General features: G+C 40.5%; 13 protein-coding genes. 7 read left to right on the top strand and 6 right to left on the bottom strand.

The genetic code is table 11. The annotated features are described in order from the left end of the window. Positions 1–50 precede the first annotated feature (50 nt). Complete coding sequence (locus QL984_RS06320) at positions 51–2,561, bottom strand: zinc-dependent metalloprotease (RefSeq protein ID WP_013466228.1); 2,511 nt, start codon at positions 2,559–2,561, stop codon at positions 51–53. A 292-nt stretch (positions 2,562–2,853) separates the two neighbouring features. Here QL984_RS06320 and QL984_RS06315 point away from each other — a divergent pair, with 292 nt between their 5' ends. The 4 genes from QL984_RS06315 (at position 2,854) to QL984_RS06300 (ending at position 10,254) form a co-directional block, all read left to right on the top strand. Then, positions 2,854–4,032, top strand: coding sequence for an efflux RND transporter periplasmic adaptor subunit (locus tag QL984_RS06315; protein ID WP_028834707.1), 1,179 nt, complete (start codon positions 2,854–2,856; stop codon positions 4,030–4,032). Positions 4,033–4,045: 13 nt separating this feature from the next. Next, entirely contained in the window at positions 4,046–7,177 is a 3,132-nt protein-coding gene (locus QL984_RS06310; protein WP_013466226.1) for an efflux RND transporter permease subunit, read from the top strand. Positions 7,178–7,454: 277 nt separating this feature from the next. Beyond that, positions 7,455–8,030 carry a hypothetical protein gene (locus QL984_RS06305; RefSeq protein ID WP_013466224.1) on the top strand — a complete coding sequence of 192 codons (576 nt, stop codon included), beginning with the start codon at positions 7,455–7,457 and terminating at the stop codon, positions 8,028–8,030. A gap of 151 nt (positions 8,031–8,181) precedes the next feature. Further along, complete coding sequence (locus QL984_RS06300) at positions 8,182–10,254, top strand: oligopeptidase B (RefSeq protein WP_013466223.1); 2,073 nt, start codon at positions 8,182–8,184, stop codon at positions 10,252–10,254. A gap of 64 nt (positions 10,255–10,318) precedes the next feature. On the opposite strand, the gene QL984_RS06295 is transcribed toward QL984_RS06300, so the two are convergent. Continuing rightward, on the bottom strand, positions 10,319–10,792 hold the full coding sequence (locus tag QL984_RS06295; protein ID WP_008112861.1) for a Dps family protein: 474 nt from the start codon (positions 10,790–10,792) through the stop codon (positions 10,319–10,321). A gap of 399 nt (positions 10,793–11,191) precedes the next feature. Here QL984_RS06295 and QL984_RS06290 point away from each other — a divergent pair, with 399 nt between their 5' ends. Next, positions 11,192–11,401: a hypothetical protein gene (locus tag QL984_RS06290; RefSeq protein WP_008112863.1), complete on the top strand. Its 210-nt coding sequence runs from the start codon at positions 11,192–11,194 to the stop codon at positions 11,399–11,401. Here the strand turns inward: QL984_RS06290 and QL984_RS06285 are convergent. Beyond that, positions 11,398–12,003: an alpha/beta hydrolase gene (locus QL984_RS06285; protein WP_028834704.1), complete on the bottom strand. Its 606-nt coding sequence runs from the start codon at positions 12,001–12,003 to the stop codon at positions 11,398–11,400. The two genes, QL984_RS06290 and QL984_RS06285, sit on opposite strands and share 4 nt — an antisense overlap. Before the next feature lie 184 nt (positions 12,004–12,187). Further along, positions 12,188–12,724 (bottom strand): YaeQ family protein, encoded by a 537-nt coding sequence (locus tag QL984_RS06280; protein ID WP_024602252.1) that lies wholly within the window; start codon positions 12,722–12,724, stop codon positions 12,188–12,190. Positions 12,725–12,815: 91 nt separating this feature from the next. Here QL984_RS06280 and ylqF point away from each other — a divergent pair, with 91 nt between their 5' ends. Together ylqF and QL984_RS06270 are read left to right on the top strand one after the other, a co-directional pair. Then, positions 12,816–13,760 (top strand): ribosome biogenesis GTPase YlqF, encoded by a 945-nt coding sequence (gene ylqF, locus QL984_RS06275; RefSeq protein WP_008465001.1) that lies wholly within the window; start codon positions 12,816–12,818, stop codon positions 13,758–13,760. Between the two features lie 425 nt (positions 13,761–14,185). Next, positions 14,186–17,641: a PAS domain-containing hybrid sensor histidine kinase/response regulator gene (locus tag QL984_RS06270; RefSeq protein WP_096038853.1), complete on the top strand. Its 3,456-nt coding sequence runs from the start codon at positions 14,186–14,188 to the stop codon at positions 17,639–17,641. 104 nt (positions 17,642–17,745) lie between these two features. Here QL984_RS06270 and QL984_RS06265 read toward each other — a convergent pair whose 3' ends face one another. Together QL984_RS06265 and QL984_RS06260 are read right to left on the bottom strand one after the other, a co-directional pair. After that, positions 17,746–19,290, bottom strand: coding sequence for a tetratricopeptide repeat-containing sulfotransferase family protein (locus tag QL984_RS06265; RefSeq protein WP_290172099.1), 1,545 nt, complete (start codon positions 19,288–19,290; stop codon positions 17,746–17,748). A gap of 71 nt (positions 19,291–19,361) precedes the next feature. Further along, positions 19,362–21,758, bottom strand: coding sequence for a TonB-dependent receptor (locus tag QL984_RS06260; RefSeq protein ID WP_036957030.1), 2,397 nt, complete (start codon positions 21,756–21,758; stop codon positions 19,362–19,364). Positions 21,759–21,961 lie beyond the last annotated feature (203 nt).

Raw genomic sequence — 21,961 nt, 5'->3', positions numbered from 1 at the left:
TAGTGTAAAAAAGGCCACGTATGACGTGGCCTTGGTTTACTCAGTGTTATTTATGCTTCTAGCGCTTTGCTAATTAAGCGGTCGATATATTTTTTATGTGCTTTGGTTGCGGTATCAGCGCCCCATGCAACCTTTTTATCGGCTATTTGAGTTAGCTGATATAGCGCGGCTGTTTTCGCTAAGTTATCGTATTTACTTGCTTTTTCTAGGCCTGCAATCGCAATTAGCTGATTAACATATTCAATCTGTAAATTATGACTGATTGAATTAGCGGTTTTACTATCAACAAAGATACTTGCAGTTAAATCCTCCATAAATTGCGTAAGGCTGTATTCATTACCATATAAAGCAGTATCTGAAATACGCAGTAACACAGCAGGATGTAGTAGTTGCGCTAGTACACTCTTTTGCATACCTAAAATCATTTTATGCGGTTTAGGGTCTTCGTTTTTACCGTAATGATTAAACCCACGACGCTGCTGCTGCATAAAGTTATACAATGGCTGCATGCTTTGCAGTACATTTGGAGCAAACACATACTCAGCTAAAATAGCCATTGCTTGGGTTTGACGCTCAAGTGGTACCGGTGTAAAAGGCTTTGCTGCATTTTCATCGCCCACGACGGCACGCTCTACATACACGCCACCAATTTGACGAGATACCACGCCTGCTTGTGCACGATACTGGCCAAATAGGCTGTTAGCTGAAGTAACAAGCTGTTGGTAAGACTCACCTTTTACTGTAGCTTTGTCTTTAAGTTCTGCAAAGAGCGTATTGATCAGTGCCATTCTATCTGCCCCGTAAGCTGCAGGGTTAGACGACAAGTCACCTATCATCACGCGAGGGTCTATATGGCGGCCAGGGGCACGCATGTCGTCGGCATCGTTACCAAAGGAAAGCGCATGTTCGCTTGAGCGAGCGAGTATTTTATCAAGGCGAGCTTGCTCTGCAGCTTCATCTTTAAGCGCTGCGCTGTAGCCGTAATTTATTGCCCAATCATCGTATGGACCTGGTTTAGTTTGGAAAATATCGCCTTGAGTCACACCCGTTGGCGCTATATTTGCTGGCGCATAGTCCATTACCGAGCCGGTAACTATGCCTTGGGTTTTACTTTTGTCGTGAACTTCTTTCTCATCCCACAAAATAGAAGACTTCATGTTGTGATTAAGACCTAGAGTATGCCCTACTTCATGTAAAACCAGCTGAGTTAAGCCTTGGCGTAACATTTGGGTATCTTCAATATCAGCGCCATTTGCTAAGCCCTTGGCCATTATTAGGCTTTGCTGTAATTCATGACCTAAAGAGCAATTGAGTTCTGAATAGTTGGTTGGCTGTGTATGGCTCATCGTGCCTTGAGTATACAGTGTGTCGTATATCCAGCGGTTTTTCATAAATACAAACTCAAGCATAATGTCTGAGCCTAAAATTTCACCGGTTAACGGGTTCGCTAATGCTGGCCCATACCCACCAAACGGTGGTTTGGGTGATGAAGTCCAGCGTAGTACGTTATAGTTAATATCGCCGGCATCCCAATCGGCATCGTCAGGTTGTATTTTCACTTCAAGTGCATTTTTAAAGCCTGCTTTTTCAAATGAGGTGTTCCAAGCAAGTACGGCATCACGCACGGTGTCACGCCATTCAACCGGTGTGGTGTTTTCTATCCACCAGGTAATCGGTTTTACTGGTTCTGAAAGTGCAGCGTTTGGATCTTTCTTTTGTAAATCCCAGCGCTTAATGACATCTTGGTATGGCGCCCAGTCGGTTGACGTCATTTTATCAAACTGATTGGTGAAATAACCAATACGTGCATCATCAAAGCGAGGTTGGTAATTGTTTTCTGGTAAAGCCACAAATGAATGTTGTACTTTTACCGACACACTTCGGGGGTCGCTTATCGCACCTGAACCTCGAACGGTTGGGCTGCTATTGGTAAAAACATAATCAACAACCACATCTAGGTTGTTAGGGTATGGGCGCTGTTTGATGATGCGTGATTTTTTATCGTCTAATTTACCTACTTTAAAACGCTTTTTAGCATTTCTATCGTTTGGGTTAGGCGTAGGAGATACTTTATGTAGCGCTTCACTTAAAAAAAGCTTATTTACATTAAAGGCTATTTTACCTTCTTCTTGTTTTTCTATTTTTATACTTGCAAGCACGGCTTCGCTGATGTTAGCTTCACTGGCTTTGGCAAGTGCGCTATTTTCGTTAAATAAGTAGCGAGGGGTTTTACTAATAATATCAATACGATCAAAGTATTTTCTAAATTCAATCAGCTTTGTTTCACGATACGACCCACGAAAATGACCCGCATCAGTTACACCATCAATGGTATGCGCAAAGTACACAAAGGGCGTATCGAGCTGTGATTCGTTTATCACCATTAAGTGATCGCCGGTTTTTTCATCTTGGTAAAGATTAAAAATACCCGCAAATTCGATTTGCCCTTTAATCATTTCAGTTAATGTTTGTGGTTTCTTTTCTTCTTTTTTTTCTGCTGCAACAGCATAGCTGCCACTAAGCGCTATACTCAGCGCCAAGGTAAGTGTGGTTAATTTCATCGTTTAGTCTTTTTTAGTTGTTAATGTAATTTTACTGTACGGTGTGTCATGCTTTTTCGCACAGTATGATTAATAAATACTAACCTAAAGTGATTAGCTTTATGATTTATAATGGTAAAAGATTGTAACAATACATTTATAAAGCGGCTTAACAGTGCTTTTGACTTACCTTTTATTTGCTGAAGAAGACCTTATTTATACCTTTTTGTAACAGTTGCTTACAAATGTCACGTTAATGTTTCATTAAGCTTTGGTATCATAGTGCTAATAGTAATTTGGGAGAAATAAACAGATGCAAGGTAATGTACTTAGATGGGCTTTTCCATTTGTAGCACTGGCATTAGGTGTTGCTGGTTTTGTTGCAATTAATGCGATTGCAAAAGAGTCAGATAAAAAAGAAGTCATAGACACTCGACCAACGGTGCAAGTTGAAGCCGTTTCCGCTAACGATCATCAAGTTATCATTAATAGTTATGGTGAAGTGCAGCCACTAGAAAATACCCAACTTTCAGCGCAAGTGTCAGGTGAAGTCGTCAGCTGGCATCCAAGCTTTGTGGCGGGTGGTGTTGTGGGTCGCGGCGAAACCTTATTTACTATTGAAAAAGATAACTACGAGGCTGCGGTATTGCAAGCTGAAGCTGAACTTGCCCGCGCTCAAGCGATGTTAATTGAAGAGCAAGCGCAAGCCAAAGTCGCAGAAGACGAAGCAAAACGTTTCCCAAATAAAGCACGTACAGATTTATTTTTACGCAAACCACAAGTGCTGAGTGCGCAAGCATCAGTTAAGTCGGCGCAAGCAGCATTAAAAAGAGCCCAACGCGATTTAGACAATTGTGAAATCACCGCACCTTACGATGCATTAGTGGTTAGTCGGAATGTGGGGGTTGGCCAGTTTGTTAGTATGGGCGCTCAAGTTGCCGAGCTGAATAATATTGAAACCGCTGAAGTGATTATTCCGATCGCAGGTTTTGACAGTGTGTTTTTACCTGAGCGCGTTAAAGGGGTAACGGCAACCGTTATTAAAACAGGATTCAATGGGTTTACTCGCCAAGCAGTAATAGACCGCGATTTAGGGATTGTTGATAACGCGACTCGCATGAGCAGTTTAGTGGTAAGAATTGAAGATCCTTACGGACTGACTAATCAGCAGCCTGCAATTAAATTTGGCACTTATGTACAAGTAAACTTTGCCGGCACTATGCTCAATAATATTTATCGTTTACCGCAAGAGTTAGTAAATAACCAAACCGTGTGGATAGTTAATGATGAGCAACAGTTAGAGCCGCGTAAAGTAAAAGTGATTCGTGAAGAAGGCGAATATTTTTATATTAGCGATGGCTTACAAGCCAACGATAAGCTCGTTACCACCTTACCGGAATACCCTCAAAAAGGCATGGCAGTAAAAATAGCCGGTTTAACAGAGACTAAAAATACAGATGCAGCAGAAAATGCATCCACTGAAAAACTTTAAGGTAGGGTGAGTTATGAATAACACAGAACAGCCCAATACAACCAAACAAACAGGGTTAATTGCGTATTTTGCTAACAACTCTGTTGCTGCCAATTTAATGATGTTTTTTATTATTGTAATGGGGCTTATAAGCTACTTTACCATTCAGCGACAAATGTTCCCTAATATAGAAGTTAACTATATTACTGTAAATGCAAACTACCCGGGGGCGTCGCCACAAGAAATTGAAGAAAGTATCTTAATAAAAATTGAAGAGTCGCTAAAAGATATAACTGAGATAAAAAAAGGGGTATATCGCGCTTTTCGTAATGGGGGTTCTGCCAGCCTTGAAATTAATACTGACGCAGAGCTTACCGACGTTCTCGATAAGGTAAAACTGCGAGTAGATGGTATCGCGACTTTTCCTGCAGGAATGGAGCCGGTTACCATTAGTCAAATAGAGTTTCGCCAAGATGTAATTGGTATGACGCTCGTTGCCGACCTACCGCTAAATGAGCTTAAGCCAATCGCAAATCAGGTTGAAGATGAACTCTTGCAGTTATCGAATGTATCTTTAGTGGTAAACGATGTGCCACTGGATGAAATTGCCATAGAAATAGAACCCGATACATTGCGCCAATATAATTTAACTTTATCGGATGTAGCGAACGCGGTACGTCGTTATTCGGCTAACTTTTCAGCCGGACAATTAAAAACTGATGCGGGTGTTATTTCGGTTCGAGTAGAAAATCAGTTTTATTCTGGTGAAGAGTTTAGGCAAATTCCGGTAAAAATTGGCGCCAATGGTGCCAAAGTGTTGCTACAAGATATTGCAATAATCAAAGATCAGTTCGTTGAAGGTGAGCGTTACTTTAAATTTAATGGCGAAAACGCGGTTTATTTATCGGTAAAAGCCACCGAAGATCAAAACATTATTCCGGTGGCCGATTCGGTTAAAGCGTATATTGATCAAAAAAATAAAGAACTGCCATTGGGTGTACGTATAGAGCCGCTAATGGACTTTACTTACTATCTAAATGCACGCTTAGACATGATGAAAGCTAATTTGCTGCAAGGTGCAATTTTAGTCGCTATTATGCTTTCGTTATTTTTACGTTTTAAGCTCGCCCTGTGGGTAATGATTGGTTTACCAGTGTGCTTTTTAGGTGCGATGATGCTGATGCCGTTATTTGGTATCACAATTAATATTGTGTCTTTATTTGCCTTTATTATGGTGCTGGGGATTGTGGTGGACGATGCCATTGTCATAGGTGAAAGTGCCTACACCGAAATAGAAAAAAAAGGCGGCGGTGTTGTTAATGTGGTTAATGGCGCTAAACGAGTGGCAACCCCCGCCACCTTTGGTGTACTAACAACCATTGCGGTATTTGCGCCGTTTACGCTTTCAAGCGGCCCTGAAAGTTCCTTTTTTATAGGTATTTCAGTGGTGGTGATTTTATGTTTAATATTTAGCTTGATTGAATCTAAGCTGATATTACCGGCACACATTGCGCATACTCACTTTTCACCTATTAACCCTGACGGTTGGCGAGCACGCTTTAATAAGCGCTTTTTTGGCTTTGTAAATGGACCGTATAGGCAGTTTATTGTTAATTGTATAAAGTGGCGTTGGACGGTGCTGTTTAGTTTTATTGCGCTACTAATTTTCACCTTTGCGTTAATATCGTCTAATCAGGTGAGAATGATCCCATCGCCTAAAGTGCCGCATGACTTCCCGCAAATTAATGTTGAGATGAACGATAACGTATCAGACATTCAAACTATTAATGCTATTCGCCAAATCGAAGCCATGGTGCTTGAAATAGATAAGCAAACCGAGCGCGAAGAAGGGCAAAAGATGATTCGCGATGTATTGGTATTTAACCAAGGTCGTACAGAGGCGCAGTTATTAGCGCCATTGGTTGATGAAGATTTACGCCCTTATAATGCCTTTGAGCTTTCGCGCCGCTGGCGTGAAGCGATGCCTAATATTGCGGGCGTTAAATCGTTAACTATTCAGGATGATGTTGGCGGTGGAGGTGGCGGCGGTAACGGTGAGTTTGGTTACTTACTGTATGGCTCTGATATCGATACATTGAATGAAGCAGGGCGTCGCTTTATTGGATTATTGCAGCAGCAAGAAGGCTTATTTGATATAAGCTCTACCATTGACCCTGCTAGCAAAGAAGTACAAATGAGCTTAAAACCAGTCGCCTTTGACTTAGGGTTAGATTTGGCCTCAATTGCAAATCAAGTCGGTGCCAGTTTTTATGGTGGCGAGGCGCAACGTGTTATTCGTCGCGGTGAAGAAGTACGGGTGATGGTACGTTACCCTAAGCTTACTCGCGAAGCGTTTTCATCGCTTAAACACGCGGTTATCACCACGCCCCAAGGCAAAGAAGTATTGCTAGGAGATGTGGTTGAGCTAACTGAAACCCCTGGTATTAGTTATATTCGTCGTGAAGGTGGTTATCGTACTGTTTATGTGTATGGCAACATTGATGAGGAAGTGATTGAGCCAGGCGAAGTGGTTAAGCAAGTAAAAGAAAATTTACTACCACAACTGTTGGACGAATACCCAAGTGTTAAGTCAGAACTAGGTGGCGCAATTGAAGAGCAACAAGCGCAAGCTAATGAGCAATTGTTATTTTTTGCTGGTGGTATGATTTTAGTTTATATATTACTTGCCGTGCCGTTAAAAAGTTACTCACAACCTCTCATTGTAATGTCGGTTATTCCATTTAGTTTAACGGGGGCAATATGGGGTCATTTTTGGTTTGGTTTAGATATTAGCTTAATGTCGGGCTTTGGTTTAATTGCTGCTGCAGGGGTGGTTATTAACGACTCCTTAGTGATGACTGATTTTATTAATCAGGCGCGTCGAGCTGGTATCAGTATAAAAGATGCGGTTATTGAAGCAGGCTGTGCACGTTTTAGGCCCATATTACTTACCTCAATTACGACCTTTGCAGGGGTATTGCCGATTATGTTTGAAACCAGTTTACAAGCCAAATTTGTAATACCTATGGCGGTAGCTCTGGGCTTTGCGGTTATGTTTGCAACACTGATCACCCTTATTTTGGTGCCGTGTTTGTATATTATTTTAACCGACATAGGCGCGCTATTTAAGCGCCCGTTCGCAAGTAAAAAAGCGAGCGTAAGTTAACATCACCCAGATCATGTAGCTGAAAAAAGCCAACCGTTTATAAAGCGGTTGGCTTTTTTGTTTTATGCTCATTAGTGCAAACTTTAGTATTGTTTTTAAACTCTGGTTACATTCTTTTGTTTGATTATTGCAACATTGCGAATTACAATCAGTCGGTATTGGTATTACACAATGGTTTTTAACCTAATACTTTAGTTAACGCATATTAGCTCATGAGCTAGTTTGCCTGTTGAAAGCCATATGTTATGGGCGACGTTTGACTCTTTAAGGTTTTGCAGTGTTTATACATTCATCATTAACATGTGGAGAATGGTTAACTATTGGTTGTCTTGGGCTCGATCAGTATAGCCAGCTCTTTGTTGGTGATACGGTTAGTGTGAGCTTTTACGATGAGCATGGCGAATTAACTCAGCTAGCGTTTGATTATGAAATACTCTCTCCAGAGCAGGGCGAACCGCATGCTTGGAGTTTGCTGGTGGTTGAGCATATTAATATGCATATTCCGCTTGTGTGCGCTGGCAGAATGACAGAGCAAGGATTGGTGGTTGCGTACCGACATAACAAAATATTTGCACTTGAAAGCAGTGGTATTTGTAGCGCGGTGGTTCACTTTAATCGCGCTGAAAAAAATAAAAAATTAATCACAGTCAATAGCCTTGGATACGACGCGGTTTATCCTCAAAATGGCGATATGTACAGTGCGGGCACAAAAGTATTACAGCCAAAAACAGGGCATATATACCAGTGTAAGGCATGGCCATTTAGTGAGTTTTGCCGTGTGAATGAGAATAGCGCTATGTTTGAGCCAGGCGTTGGTGAAAGCTGGGCGATGGCTTGGCAGCAAATACAGTAAATCAACTTCCCTTAGGTATAACGACAACAATAAAAATTCTCGTAGTTTTTAGTTATCGAATTTATACCGCTTTAGCCCACTCAACTATGAGTGGGCTTTTTTATTTTTATGATAAACTGACCGCCATTGTTATTTTTTAAGCGGTTTTTTTGTGTCTTCTTCTGATTATTCTTTAAGCTTATTACCTAATTTCCCTGTTGCTAAAAAGCAAGCTCATGCGCTGACTACTCATGCTAAAACACGCAGTGATGATTATTATTGGATGCGCGATGATGAGCGACAAAATGCCGATATACTCGCACATTTAGCGCAAGAAAATGCCTATTGTGATGCACAATTAGCTGCCATTAAGCCACTACAAAATACATTATTTGAGGAGCTTAAAGGTCGTATTGTAAAAGACGATAACACTGTACCGGTAAAAGACGGCCAGTATTGGTATCACTCAGAGGTTCGCGGAGATGATGAATATGCGCGTCATTATCGCAGCCGCAGTATGGCAATGGCTGATAAAGAACTACTACTTGATGTTAATGAACTTGCCAATGGCTATGAATTTTATGAGTTAGGGGAAGTGGCACTGAGCCCCAACGAGCAATTAATGGCTTACTCTGAAGATACCGATGGCAGACGGATATACACAGTACGGTTTAAAGATTTAAGCAGCAATAAAATGCTCGACGATATACTTGAGATTACCGAGGGGCAAGTGGTTTGGGCGAACGACAATAAAACCGTATTTTATGTAAAAAAGGATTTAAAAACCTTATTAGGTTATCAAGTTTTTAGACATGAACTAGGGACTGAGCAACACCAAGATGTGCTGGTATACGAAGAGCAAGACAGCAGCTTTTTTATGGGCTTAGGTAAAAGTCGTGATGAAAGCTTAATTATTATTGATTTAGCGAGCACAGAAACTAACGACATGTGGGTGCTTGATGCCAATCAACCTAAAGGTGAGTTTACCGCTTTAATGCCGCGCGAAGAGGGGCATGAATTTGATATCGATAAGCTTGGTGGTACTTTTTATATAGTGACTAACTGGCAGGCCAAAAACTTTAGATTAATGACCGCAACAAGCGATACCATAGCGGATAAAAACCAGTGGCAAACACATACCCCTCACCGTGAAACTGTATTATTAGAAGGCGTTGAACTATTTAACGACTTTTTAGTGCTTAGCGAGCGCGAACAAGGCCAAGCACGCTTTGTTGTGGTTAATAAAAACGGCGAGCGAATGCACCTTGAGTTTGATGATCCTTGTTACTACGCCGCTATTGCGATGAACCCAGAGCCAAGTGTAACCCATGCACGCATTTACTATTCAAGCTTAACAACGCCAGGCTCGCTCTATAATGTTGATTTAACCACAGGCGAAAAAACCTTACTTAAACAACAAAAAGTACTCGGTGATTTTAACGCAGAAGACTACCAGTCAGAGCGACTTATGGTAAGCGCTCGAGATGGGGTAAAAGTGCCGGTGTCGTTGGTATATCGTAAAGATAGCTTCAAAAAAGATGGCTCAAATCCGTTGTTTCAATATGGTTATGGCGCGTATGGGATCACCATAGATCCTAGCTTTTCGAGTACGTCACTTAGCTTACTCGACCGTGGTTTTGTCTATGCGATTGCGCATGTGCGTGGTAGCGAAATGCTAGGGCGTTCATGGTACGAACATGGTAAGAAACAGCATAAACAAAATAGCTTTAATGACTTTATAGATGTAACCAAAGCGCTCACTGAGCAAGGATATGGCAACAAAAGTAAAGTGTTTGCCTCTGGTGGCAGTGCTGGGGGGTTATTAATGGGAGCTGTGGTAAATCAAGCGCCTGAGCTTTACTGTGGAGTGGGCTGCCATGTGCCATTTTTAGATGTACTCACCACAATGTTAGATGAAAGCATTCCGCTTACAACAAATGAGTATGATGAATGGGGTAACCCAAATGACCCCCATTTTTACGACATTATTGAAGCGTATTCACCGTACGACAATATTAGTGCGCAACACTACCCCAATATACTGGTGACAACCGGTTTGCACGACTCACAAGTACAGTATTGGGAACCAATGAAATGGGTGGCTAAAATGCGTGAATATAAAACCGATGATAATATTTTAGTGTTTAAAACCGACATGGATGCAGGGCATGGAGGCGCATCGGGTCGCTTTAAGAGTTTAGAGGAAAAAGCGCTAGAAATGGCCTTTTTTATCGCTTTGTCATAGCCCGTAAATGATTTTTACAAAAAAGCCTCAGTAATAACTGAGGCTTTCTATTTTTTAAAATAACTTAATCTAGGTAGGCTTTTAACATCCACACTAGTTTTTCTTGCTCTTTAATGTAGTCACTCATTAATGACGCGGTACCTTCATCATCAGCTTCAGCGGCTTGTGCAAGAATATCGCGCTGCATTTTAATTAAGCTGCTGTATCCGGCCAGTAAGTTCTCTACTGCGGTTACGCCGTCGCTGATCCCTTTTGCTTCTTTAATTTCACTTACTTCTAAGTAATCTGAAAATGCATGTAGCGGTGCACCATCAAGCGTTAAAATACGTTCTGCGATTTCATCTACTTTTAACAGTAGTAAGTTATAAATTTCTTCAAACTTTAAATGTAATTCAAAAAAGTTTCGGCCTTTAATGTTCCAGTGAAAACCACGCGCATTCATATATTGAATTTGATAGCTGCTTAAAAGCGTATTCAGTGACTTAATAATATCTTCACTTTTTGTACTGTTTAAACCAATTGCATTTACTTGCGACATACATTGCTCCTTAAATAACCGTTTTATGAATTTGTTTACACCTTGTTCAATACAGTCAGTATTACCTAAGATGGTGTATTAATAAAATCGTTTATACATATTGGTGTCATAGCTAAAAGCTATCACCTTAGCTCGACTTTTTAAATAAGTTAGCTAACGCTGTTCAATAGATATGGGTTGTGTTTATAAAAATACTACCTTGAGCAGCGAAATTGTTTATTTTGTGAGTACAAAATATGATCTAAAACAAGCTTTTGAAAGGCTCAGCACAGACTTATTTTATTTATTGATTTAGGTCAAAAAACGCGCACAAGTAAAGCGCATAATCAATATAACCCAACTTGATAGAGAGTACTTTATTAAGTTAAGGGGCTACTTGATTAGATGCGGAGAGAAATAATGGAAGCTAAAACACGTAAAGAAAATAAAGCTGAACTCATCGTTATTGGTATTGCTTTGGTCGCGTTTGTTGTTGGATTAGTTGCGCACTTAGCGGGTGCGAGTTTTGCAAACTCTGATACCTTTGGTTATATCGCTGCACCCATGCCGCTGGTGTTAGGTATTATATTTTTGATCAGCTATAAAGTGGCCGCTGCAGCTGAGGATTAAATGTCCTCGTTCAAGCGCTCAAGAATATAATTAACGACTTGGCGAGAGTAAATCATACTTGTATGGCTTAAATGAAACACCTTGTGTTCAGCCATACCCTTTAGCTTGGTTTCATCTAGCAATACAGTGCCATCAGAGCGGCTGCCTTTTACAATGAGTGGCATTAAGCCAATCGGTAAGTCGCCGGCAATGCTATATAGCTTGGCTTTAAAAGGCCAATCACCATTCTTAGAGAGTAAAAACTCAACGCTATTTTTTAATAATAGCTCGAACCCTTTTTGCTGCATTTTTTCAGCAATATGGCTGCCAGTATGTGGCGTTCCTAAGGTGATTACCTTTTCAACATGATGACTTGGCGCTGAGTTTGCCTCTAAATAGGCGCGAGCAACTAAGCCCCCCATAGAGTGACACACTAAAGCAGAAGGCTCGTTGCCAATAAATTCATCTATTTGCGAAAAAATAGCATCCCGATTAGGGTCACGCGTATTGTAGGTAAGGTTTAAAACTTTCACCCCCGACTCCTCCAAGCGTGAGCACAACGGGCGCATCACCAAGCCAGACATATATAAGCCATGTAAAACAATAACGTGTTTAACTTTCATATGCCCCCTAATACCAATTTTATTAAAAACATGATCATTCTAGCGTATTAAATAATCCGCTACCTACGTTAAAAATTATTTATATAGAACAACTATATGTCACAATTTTCGCCTTGTTACCGACTTATTTACTTGTCGCTATAATAGATAACTAATTTAATGCAATTGGTATAACCTATTCTAGTTACATTAATTGCTGAGGTTTTATCTCAATGTTAGTGGTGTCGGTATTAACCCAAACTTCACCATCTTGAATGGTAATTGCCAATTTAATATTACGATCAACCAACGCAGCTAATAGCTGAGTAGCAGCATAATCAAGACTAAAGATGCTTAAGTTTTTAAACTCATATAATTTAGGCTGATGCTTTTGCCACCAAATAGCTTGGTTATTCTCGCCATAGGTATATAAAATTACTTTTTTAGCTTTATTACAGGCTTTTTTAAGGCGCTTTTCATCTGGTAACCCCAGCTCAATCCACAGCTCTATTTCTTCACTGTAATTGACATGCCAAAGCTCCGGCTCATCATCAGCGCTTAACCCTTTGGTAAACTCTAAACCATCACAGCTATTAAGTGCAAAAGCGAGTAAGCGGATCATCAACCGCTGATCTGTTTCTGATGGGTGTTGTGCCAAGGTCAGGTGAAAGTCTTGGTATACGTGACGGTCCATATCGCTAAGCGATAACTGCGCCTTCATGATGGTAGATTTGAGAGCCATAGTGTCTTATATGAAAAAATTTGCGTCAGTATAGCGCAATTAAATGAATTGCCAGTTAAAATAGCTACAAATTATATGTTAGGAGTTAAAAATGGCTATCCAGTGGTTCCCTGGGCACATGAATAAAGCCCGAAATGAAATTAAAGAAATAATGCCACAAATGGATGTGATCATTGAAGTGCTAGATGCGCGCATTCCTTACAGTAGCGAAAACCCGATGGTGGCTACCCTGCGTGAAGGTAAGCCGGTCATCAAAATTCTCAATAAAGCCGATTTAGCTGATCCTAAAATGACGCAAACCTGGAAAGACTATTTTGAGCAAGAAAATGGCGTAAAAGCCATTGCATTTGGTAACGATAAAGCCGCAGAAGTGCATCGAATTAATGAGCTATGTAAAAAGTTAGTGCCACATAAAGTCGGTGCCGATAAGCAAATTAAAGCCATGATCATGGGTATTCCTAACGTAGGTAAATCGACGCTCATAAATGTGCTTGCTGGGCGTATAGTGGCTAAAACGGGTAACGAGCCTGCAGTTACTAAGGCGCAGCAACGTATTAAACTTGATGATGGCATTATGCTTTACGATACGCCAGGGATGCTGTGGCCAAAAGTAGAGAACGAAAACTCAGGTTATCGTTTAGGCGCAACCGGTGCGATACGTGATACCGCTATTGAGTACGAAGAAGTGGCAAGTTACACCGCTGAGTATTTATTGCATGCTTATCCTGAGCTTTTAAAAGCGCGCTATAAATTAGATGAACTGCCAGAAAGCGATTGGGAGTTTGTTGAAATGGCGGGTAAAAAGCGCGGCTGTATTCGCGGTGGTAACCAAATCGATACGTATAAAATGTCGGAAATTCTAATTAATGAATTACGAGATGGCATTATCGGTCGTATTACCATGGAAACACCTGCCATGCGTGAAGAAGAAGAAATAATGGTGGCTGGATTGCGCGCGGCAGCAGAGGCGAAAAAGCAAGCCAAAGAAGAAGAGAAAAAACAACGCCGAGCACGTGCACGAAAAAACCGTCGTTAATTTATAAAAGCGCAGGTTAAGGCCTTACGCACTAAATTACAGACATAAAAAAAGCCCGTAAGGGCTTTTTTAGTTTCATATCTACCGTCACCGATATGAGCAATGTAGCAAGTAAATGAGTAGGGCGGAAACAGGTCATAAACAGCAAGGGGCGTTGTGGTTTATAACAGGTTTCCATAGCTGTTAACGTGCGCCACACGTTGTTTCAGGGTCGAGAAACAAATGAACTTTTCCGTCACAAGAAGTATGCTTCGTCTTGTTGATAGTGATTATCAATTAGATTTAAATAACTGTCAACACCTAAATGCAAATAATTCTTATTTTACCTTTTTGTTCATTTATAGCACTAAAGTAAGGGCTGCTTTTTGCTACACACCCCCTTATGCTAAGTTAAGTATTATAAAAATAATAACAAGAACAAAAATATGTTTTCAATTTGGTTTATTAGCCTTATTGCTGTGGTGTATCTAGGGATATTATTTGCAGTTGCGGGCTGGGCGGATAGGCGTAAGGTACTTCCTTTCAAAGGTTTAACCTACGGGCTGTCATTGGGTGTTTATTGTACCTCATGGGCTTTTTACGGCACCACAGCACAAGCGGCTAGTAATGGCTGGTGGTTGGCGCCTACCTATGCGGGCACGATTATATTATTTATTTTTGGCTGGCAGCTGTATTGTCGTATTGCGCATATTTGTCGACAGCAAAAGCTTACCTCTATGGCTGACTTTATTGCTACTCGCTATGGGCAGTCGTCGAGTTTGTCAGGGCTTATTTCACTTATTTCAGTGATAGCAATTGTACCGTATATTTCTTTACAACTTAGTGCGACCGCACAAAGTATTAATTTACTCACCGACCGAGCCCCCACTCAAAGTAACCAAGTATGGGCAGATAGTACGTTTTATATTACGTTATTGCTGGCTTTATTTGCTATTTTATTTGGCGCTCGCAGGCTTAAGCCCAGTGAGCATAACCCCGGGTTAATTGCCAGTATTGCCTTTGAATCAATTGTTAAGTTACTTGCCTTTATTGCGGTGGGCTTGTATGTGTGTTTTTCTATATTTGATAGCCCTATTGCTTTGTATGAACAGGCGCAAGCGCTAAACATACCAACACACGTTGCCGCGACTCAAAGCCCCGTTTATGTCTATGTTGCACATACCTTGTTGGGGATACTGGCAACGTTATGTTTGCCGCGTCAGTTTCATATGAGCTTTATTGAAAACAATAACAATAATGAGCTGGCAACCGCTCGCTGGTTATTTCCGTTGTATTTATTACTGATCAACTTATTTATTTTACCTATAGCTTACGCTGGGCTGGTTTATTTTAGTGATAGTAGCGTTGGTCAAGATACCTTCGTATTAGCGTTGCCAATGGCGACAGATAATAGCGGGGTAACCTTACTGGCCTTTTTAGGTGGCTTTTCAGCGGCCACAAGTATGGTGATTGTGTCGGCAATTGTGCTGTCGGTGATGATCACTAATGATTTTATTAATCAGTTTATTTTGCGTCGCTCACAGTTAACGTCAAGCAGCCGAGGATTGGATAAAAACAACTTATTGCATGCGCGTAAAATTGTAATTGTACTTATTTTATTACTCAGCTATTTCACTCATAGAGTGCTGGCAGAAACCACCACACTTGCAACCGTTGGGCTTATGTCGTTTACCTTAGTTGCGCAATTTGCTCCTGCGATGATTATTGGTTTATGGTGGCGCCACGCATCGTGTCGTGGTGCACAGCTCGGTATTTTAAGTGGCTTTGTAATTTGGGGTTACACTTTACTGCTACCTAATTTAGCCAGTGGTTTTGGTAGTCAAAGTAGTTGGTTAATAGAAGGGCCATGGCAAGTTGCTTGGTTAGCGCCCACTAATTTACTTTCATTGAATTTAGAAAGTATTAGCCAATCATTACTGTTGTCGTTAGGGGTTAATACGTTAGTGTATTTGCTTGTACCACTATTTAGTCGTGCAACGCTTGCTGAGCGCCTGCAAAGCAATAAGTTCATATCTCAATTAAACGACTCGCGATTAAACACCACATTGCAGCCACTCAATTATGAAGATTTAGGGGCATTATTACAGCGTTTTGCTGAAAAAGACGCGAGCCATTCTTTAGTGCAGCAGTATTTTCCGCATGACAAAAGCCAATGGAAACGGATTGCTAATGTTGAGCTTGAGTTATTAGTTGAGCGTGAAATGTCAGCGGTTATTGGTGGTGCATCAGCACGGCTAATTTTAGATGTAGCGAAAAATGAGCAGCGTCAGCCTTTAGAGCAAGTTGCTGAGTTTGTCGATGAAGCTAGCCAAGTGCTTAAATTTAATCGTGATTTACTGCAATCTACCATTGAAAATATTCAACAAGGGATTAGCGTAGTAGATAGTGAGTTGCGTTTGGTCGCTTGGAATCAGGGCTATAAGCACATGTTTAATTACCCCGATAGTGCTTTATATATAGGCCGACCCGTTGCCGATATTATTCGCTTTAACGCTGAGCGAGGCTTATTTCGTGGTGAGGATATTAATACAGAAGTCGATAAGCGTTTAGCTTATTTAAAACAAGGCAGTGCGTATAAATATCAACGCGCACATAGTGATGGCCGAGTATTTGAAATGCAAGGAAATCCCTTGCCTGGTGGCGGGTTTGTAACGACTTACACCGACATAAGTGAGTTTGTAAAACAACAAAAAGCACTCACCGAAGCGAATGTTAGTCTTGAAGAAAAAGTGGCTACGCGCACTGCAGCATTAACACAGGCTAACCAAGCGCTTTCTAAAGCTAAGCAAGTAGCAGAGCAGGCAACAGTAAGTAAAACGCGTTTTTTTGCCGCGGCGAGTCACGATTTATTGCAGCCATTTAATGCCGCAAGTTTATTTTGTTCGCTAATGAACGAAAAAGCCCAAGATACTGAGCTTAAAGATCTAGCTATGAATATTAAAAATTCCTTAGCAAGTGCAGAAGAGCTACTTTCGAGTATTTTAGAGTTAACTAAACTCGATTCAGGTTCGTTTAAAGTGCAGTTAACGGAATTTAATGTGAGTAGTTTAATAGAGCCACTGCGTAATGATTATTTAGCACTAGCTCAAGAAAAAGGCCTCGGTTTTATCGTTGAGTCGTGCGATGCGCGAATTTATACCGACAAAGCATTACTTAAGCGTGTACTAAGAAACTTACTTAGTAATGCTATACGCTACACAGAGTATGGTGAAGTACGTTTAAAAGTTTTACTTGATGAACATCATGTATCGTTTGTGATTGAAGATACAGGCATAGGCATTGCTACCAGTGATCAGCAGAGTATTTATCAAGAATTTAAGCAGCTGGGCGATAAACCTAACGCCGAGGGATTAGGATTGGGGCTTTCTATCACCAAACGTATTTGTGATTTATTAAATATTCCTTTGGTAATGGGCTCTCAGCTTAATAAAGGCACTCAATTTACTTTAACCATGCCATGCAAACCTAGTTTAAAAACACCAGCCACTGCGCATGTACCTGCCAATTCAGAAACTGAATTGGGTCGTTTATGTATTTGGCTTGTGGATAACGATCGTAATGTACTTGAAGCGCTAAAACAGTTGCTAGAAAACTGGGGCTGTGAAATTGCCACCGCCACTAACTTAATTGAACTTGAGCAACTCAAAGCAGAAAATACACTACCACAACTACTTATTGTTGATTATCAATTGGATGATGGTGTAACGGGGCTTGAGGTGATTGAACAAGCAGGATTAATGACGTTGCCTGCCATTGTTAATACTGCAAACCATGATGAGCAAATACGCGAGCGCGTACTCGATGCAGGTTATCCTTTATTGTACAAACCACTTAAAGCACCGGCATTAAAAAGAATGATAAAACGACTGACTTTACTTTAAGGCAAGTGGGTTAATAACACACCAGAGCCTTGTTTTTCATGATTTTTAGCTATGTTTAAATCACTAATTGCGGGTGAAAGGCATGACTTGCTAATTATTATCGATTAATTAAACTTATTCGATAACATATCACAGGCTTGCTGATAATGTTGCCAGTAGCCAATACTCTTACTATTGAGTGGTTGGCGAATTTGCACTTTGCTAGCAGTAGCCGAGGCGCTGTTGCTTTTATAAAACGCTAAGCAGCTGGGCTGCCATTGTAAATTACAAAAATTAAATAATGTTTGAGTTTGCAAGGTGGCATCTGTTACTAGCTCTTCATAGTGTTGAATCATTACATTATTAGGATACTTTTTCTGAAAGTGGTTGATAAGTAACTTATAATCTTGATAAAAATGAGCAATATCTTGTAAGTCATAGCTGTAATGATGAAATGCACTGTGCGGGCTATATAGCTGCCTGTAATTTGCAATACAGCTATCCACAGGGTCGCGCAGCATACAGACTATTTTTGCCTCTGGAAACGCAGCTAAAATAAAATCAATAAAGTAAAAATTAAAGGGTTGCTTGTCACAGCTCCTAGGTGAAGTCATCATGCTTTCGCAGCGCGATTGGTAGCCATTTAAGGGGTTATCAAGCTTAAACTTTTGAAATGCCTGCTCAATCATACGGATATCTAAAACATGTTTTGACGCTGCAGTGCTTTGTAGTAACTGTGCAATGTCATTTAGCTCCCCAAGGCCGGTCACCTCGGTACTTTGATTAATAATTTTTTCTACTAATGTGGTGCCTGAGCGAGGCATACCCATGACAAATATGGGTGAGAAGTCAGCGTTTTTTGCTGTTAATTGAATCTTTTCACTTAATGCTATTAATTGTTGGCAAAATATTTGGTGTTTGCTGGCTTCATAGTTTACTTGATGTTTTATAGCCAATTTACTATCACGAAAGTAACTAAAAGCTTGTTCATAATCACCAATATGTTCGTGATTTAGTGCCAAACTGTGATAAATCATTTGCTGTTCTGTTGCAGTTAAGCTACTACTAAGTCGTTTTTTTAGCTCGGTAATATGTGTTTTTGCTTCAGTTGAGGTATTTAGTTCTGCAAGAGAGTAATGTGCTTGTAAGTAACTTGGCTCGCGTTTTATAAGCGCTAATAATAGCGTTTTTGCGTGATCTAATTGGCCATTTATTTTATAGGCAATGGCTAAGTTGTAATTAATTTTGGGGTGTGTAGGTGCGGCTTCATAAGCTATTTTTTGCCATGCTAAAGCATGTTTATAGTCACCAAGTCGAGTCGCTATATTAGCTAAGGTATCCCACTCTAGAGGCCCATAACCTTGATACTTGATAGCTTCCTGATAGTAACTGGTCGCCAATGTTACGTCACCCTTTAGTATCATTAGCTTAGATAAATGCAGCACATATAAGGGATGGTTATTGATTGTTAAGGCTTTTTCTATCAGTTGTATGGCTTTGTAGTTGTCGCCTGCAGCAATATTCACTTCGGCTAGTAGGTAATAGCAAAAATGGTCTGTCGCATCGTACTGTAATTGCTTAACTAGCAGTTGGTGAGCGGCGGATAACTGGTTATTGTTTATTGCTGTAAATACCTGTTTTTTTAACTGATGTTGATGTGCTGTTAGCATAAATAACCTTAACGAGAGGTAATAATAAAGCCTTGCTGATTATCAACAAGGCTTTTAACTATCGCTCAGTTTTATAGTTCAAAGTTATAAGTAAACTTCATACCAATAGTGCGAGGCGTTGTTGTATAGTGAGCGTATACGCGTTGTAATTCAGGTAACGCTTTATTAGCGCCAGAGGTCGACATACCAGCCCATGACTTATCACGGCGTACCGAAGTAAAAGCATACTTATCGAACAGGTTGTCGATATATAATGTAGCTGACCACATATCACCTGTTAACTTAGCTGATAAGTTGCTTAATGAATAGCCAGCTAATGTCTCACCATCGTCTCTTAAGCCCACTTTGGTAATCATATCGCTTTGTGCAGTCATACCGTAGTTAACGCTCAGTAGTTTATCGTCGAGCACATCTTGCTCATAACGAAGGCCGAATGAAAACTGATGCTCAGGGGCGCCGGGTAATCGATCCCCATTCATAGCGCCAATGCCAATACCAAATAAATCTGGTGCATCTTCAGTTAGTTCTGCTTTTGCATAAGCGTAAGTCGCGTAAGCTGTCCAGTGATCGCCAATGATTGCACGAGATGAAATTTCTACGCCTTTTGAGTTTGCTGAGCCTGCATTTGATGTAATAAGCTCTTGGCCATTAACAGTAGAGCTACCCACTTGGGCGTCATTCCAGTCAACATTAAAGAGTGCAGCATTAAAGTGCAATCGATTTCTGAGCCAGGTTGATTTAAAGCCAAGTTCATAGTTTACCGTGGTATCAGCCTTATAGTCTTCTTCACTTGGAAGAGCACAAACAATTTGCTGTTCTGGTAACACATCTGGACACGGCGCAATACCATTACCGCCACCAATTCGAAACCCTTCACTGACAGTAAAGTAAGCGAGTACACCAGAATCAAACGTATAGTTTGCATTAAACTTAAATAGATTACCGTTATCATTGGCGCTAACATTTTCCATCTCAATTTGGTCAAGAGACGAGAAATCGCCAGAATAAAGTGGTGTAGCTGACCCTGCATTGGTGGATATATCATATTCATATAAACGCGCGCCCAAAGTGATATCAAACTGATCAGTAAAGCTATAGCCAGCCTCACCAAATAATGCTTTTTCTGTTATTTCTGAATTACTAAGGGCGATATATTCTAGATCTTTTTGTACGTTCGCAATACCACCGCCCCAAAAGTCAGTTAAGCCTGGGGTATATTCGCGGTCATCTGATAAGTTTTCTTGCTTATTATAGTAGCCGCCTACAATCCAACTTAATGGGCCCTCTGAAGCCGATACTAAACGCAATTCTTGAGTGAAGTTATCTTGATCTGAAGTATCTAAAGTTTGACCAACAAATGCAGGAAAATCAGCGTAACCAGTCCAAATATCATAAAGTAAGTCGGTTTGATCTCGCTGCCCAGACTGCTCATAGCTTGACCAACCAGAGGCTGATACAAGTTCAGCAAAGCCTAAATCAGCTTTGATTTCTAAGCTAAGTAAATCGTTTTCTTGCTCGCCCGGTTCAAGCACGCGAGCTGCGTTTTCATATTTACCTACAGTACCTTGAAGTGCGCTGCTATTTGCTAATGCGCCATATTGTGACGTTGAGTTGCCGCCATTTTCTTGTTTTTGATAAAAGTAATTGAGTGTTGCATCAATTGATGAGTTTGGCTGCCAACGAACAGAAAAGCGTCCCGTAGTGATTTGCTCATCGTTAACGTCATTAACGCGTTGTAAGTTTTCATCAATATCATCTTGGTTTGTAAAATCTGGATTAGGGTTTGAGACCCCTGGGTTTCGTACTACGTATTTATAATCAATATAACCAGGTCTGTCATAATGATTAACGCTGGCACGAACGGCTAACACGTCATCGATAAGCGGGGTATTAAATACCAGGCCAAACTCACCCCCAGTATCATCGCTTTCATTAATTGCGAATAAATCGCCACTCACGCTACCTTCAGTAATGTCTAATTGTGGTTGCTTTAATAAATAGCGTATAGCACCACCTAAAGTACCAGCACCATATAAGGTACCTTGCGGGCCAATTAATACTTCGACTCGATCAATATCAGTCAAGCGAAGATTAATATTAAGCGGTATTTCACCAACATAAGTAGCTACAGTGCCCCCATCAGAGCCGCGATCTGACGAGTTAGTATTTAAACCTCGAACAATAATTGGAGAACCTTCACGACCACCTTGATCTGAAACTGTTAGGCCTGGGACCCAACGAGCTACATCTTCTAAATCACCAATGTTTTGATCCTTTATGACATCACTATTAAGCGCTGTAATATTTAAAGGAGCCTCTTGAATTGAACCTGAGCGACGTGTAGCAGTAACCTCAATCTGTTCAATTTCTTTATCAACTTTAGGCTTTTCTTCTGCTGAGGCATGATAAGAGGTGATTAATTGAGTTGTAATTGCGCAAGCAAGAATTTTTCTTTTAAACTTTTTCATTTTGACCCTGTGAATGTTTGTTTGATTATTGTTTTATATCAAGAAAGCATGTTAATGAGGTGTAATCAAGTGCGGTGGGTGTGGCTTTAAAATCAATATTCATTAATCTAGGGAGGTTATTCATTGAAAAGGTTTTTTTCGGTGTTTTTTAGTTTTTTATTGCATAAAAATATCAACATGAAATTTTTTAAATTTGGTTTGTT

Origin of the sequence: Pseudoalteromonas sp. APC 3495 (assembly GCF_030407645.1) — a bacterium.
Lineage (GTDB): Bacteria > Pseudomonadota > Gammaproteobacteria > Enterobacterales > Alteromonadaceae > Pseudoalteromonas > Pseudoalteromonas tetraodonis.
Note: the sequence above shows the minus strand (reverse complement) of the source record. Positions and strands in the feature narration are given on the sequence as shown.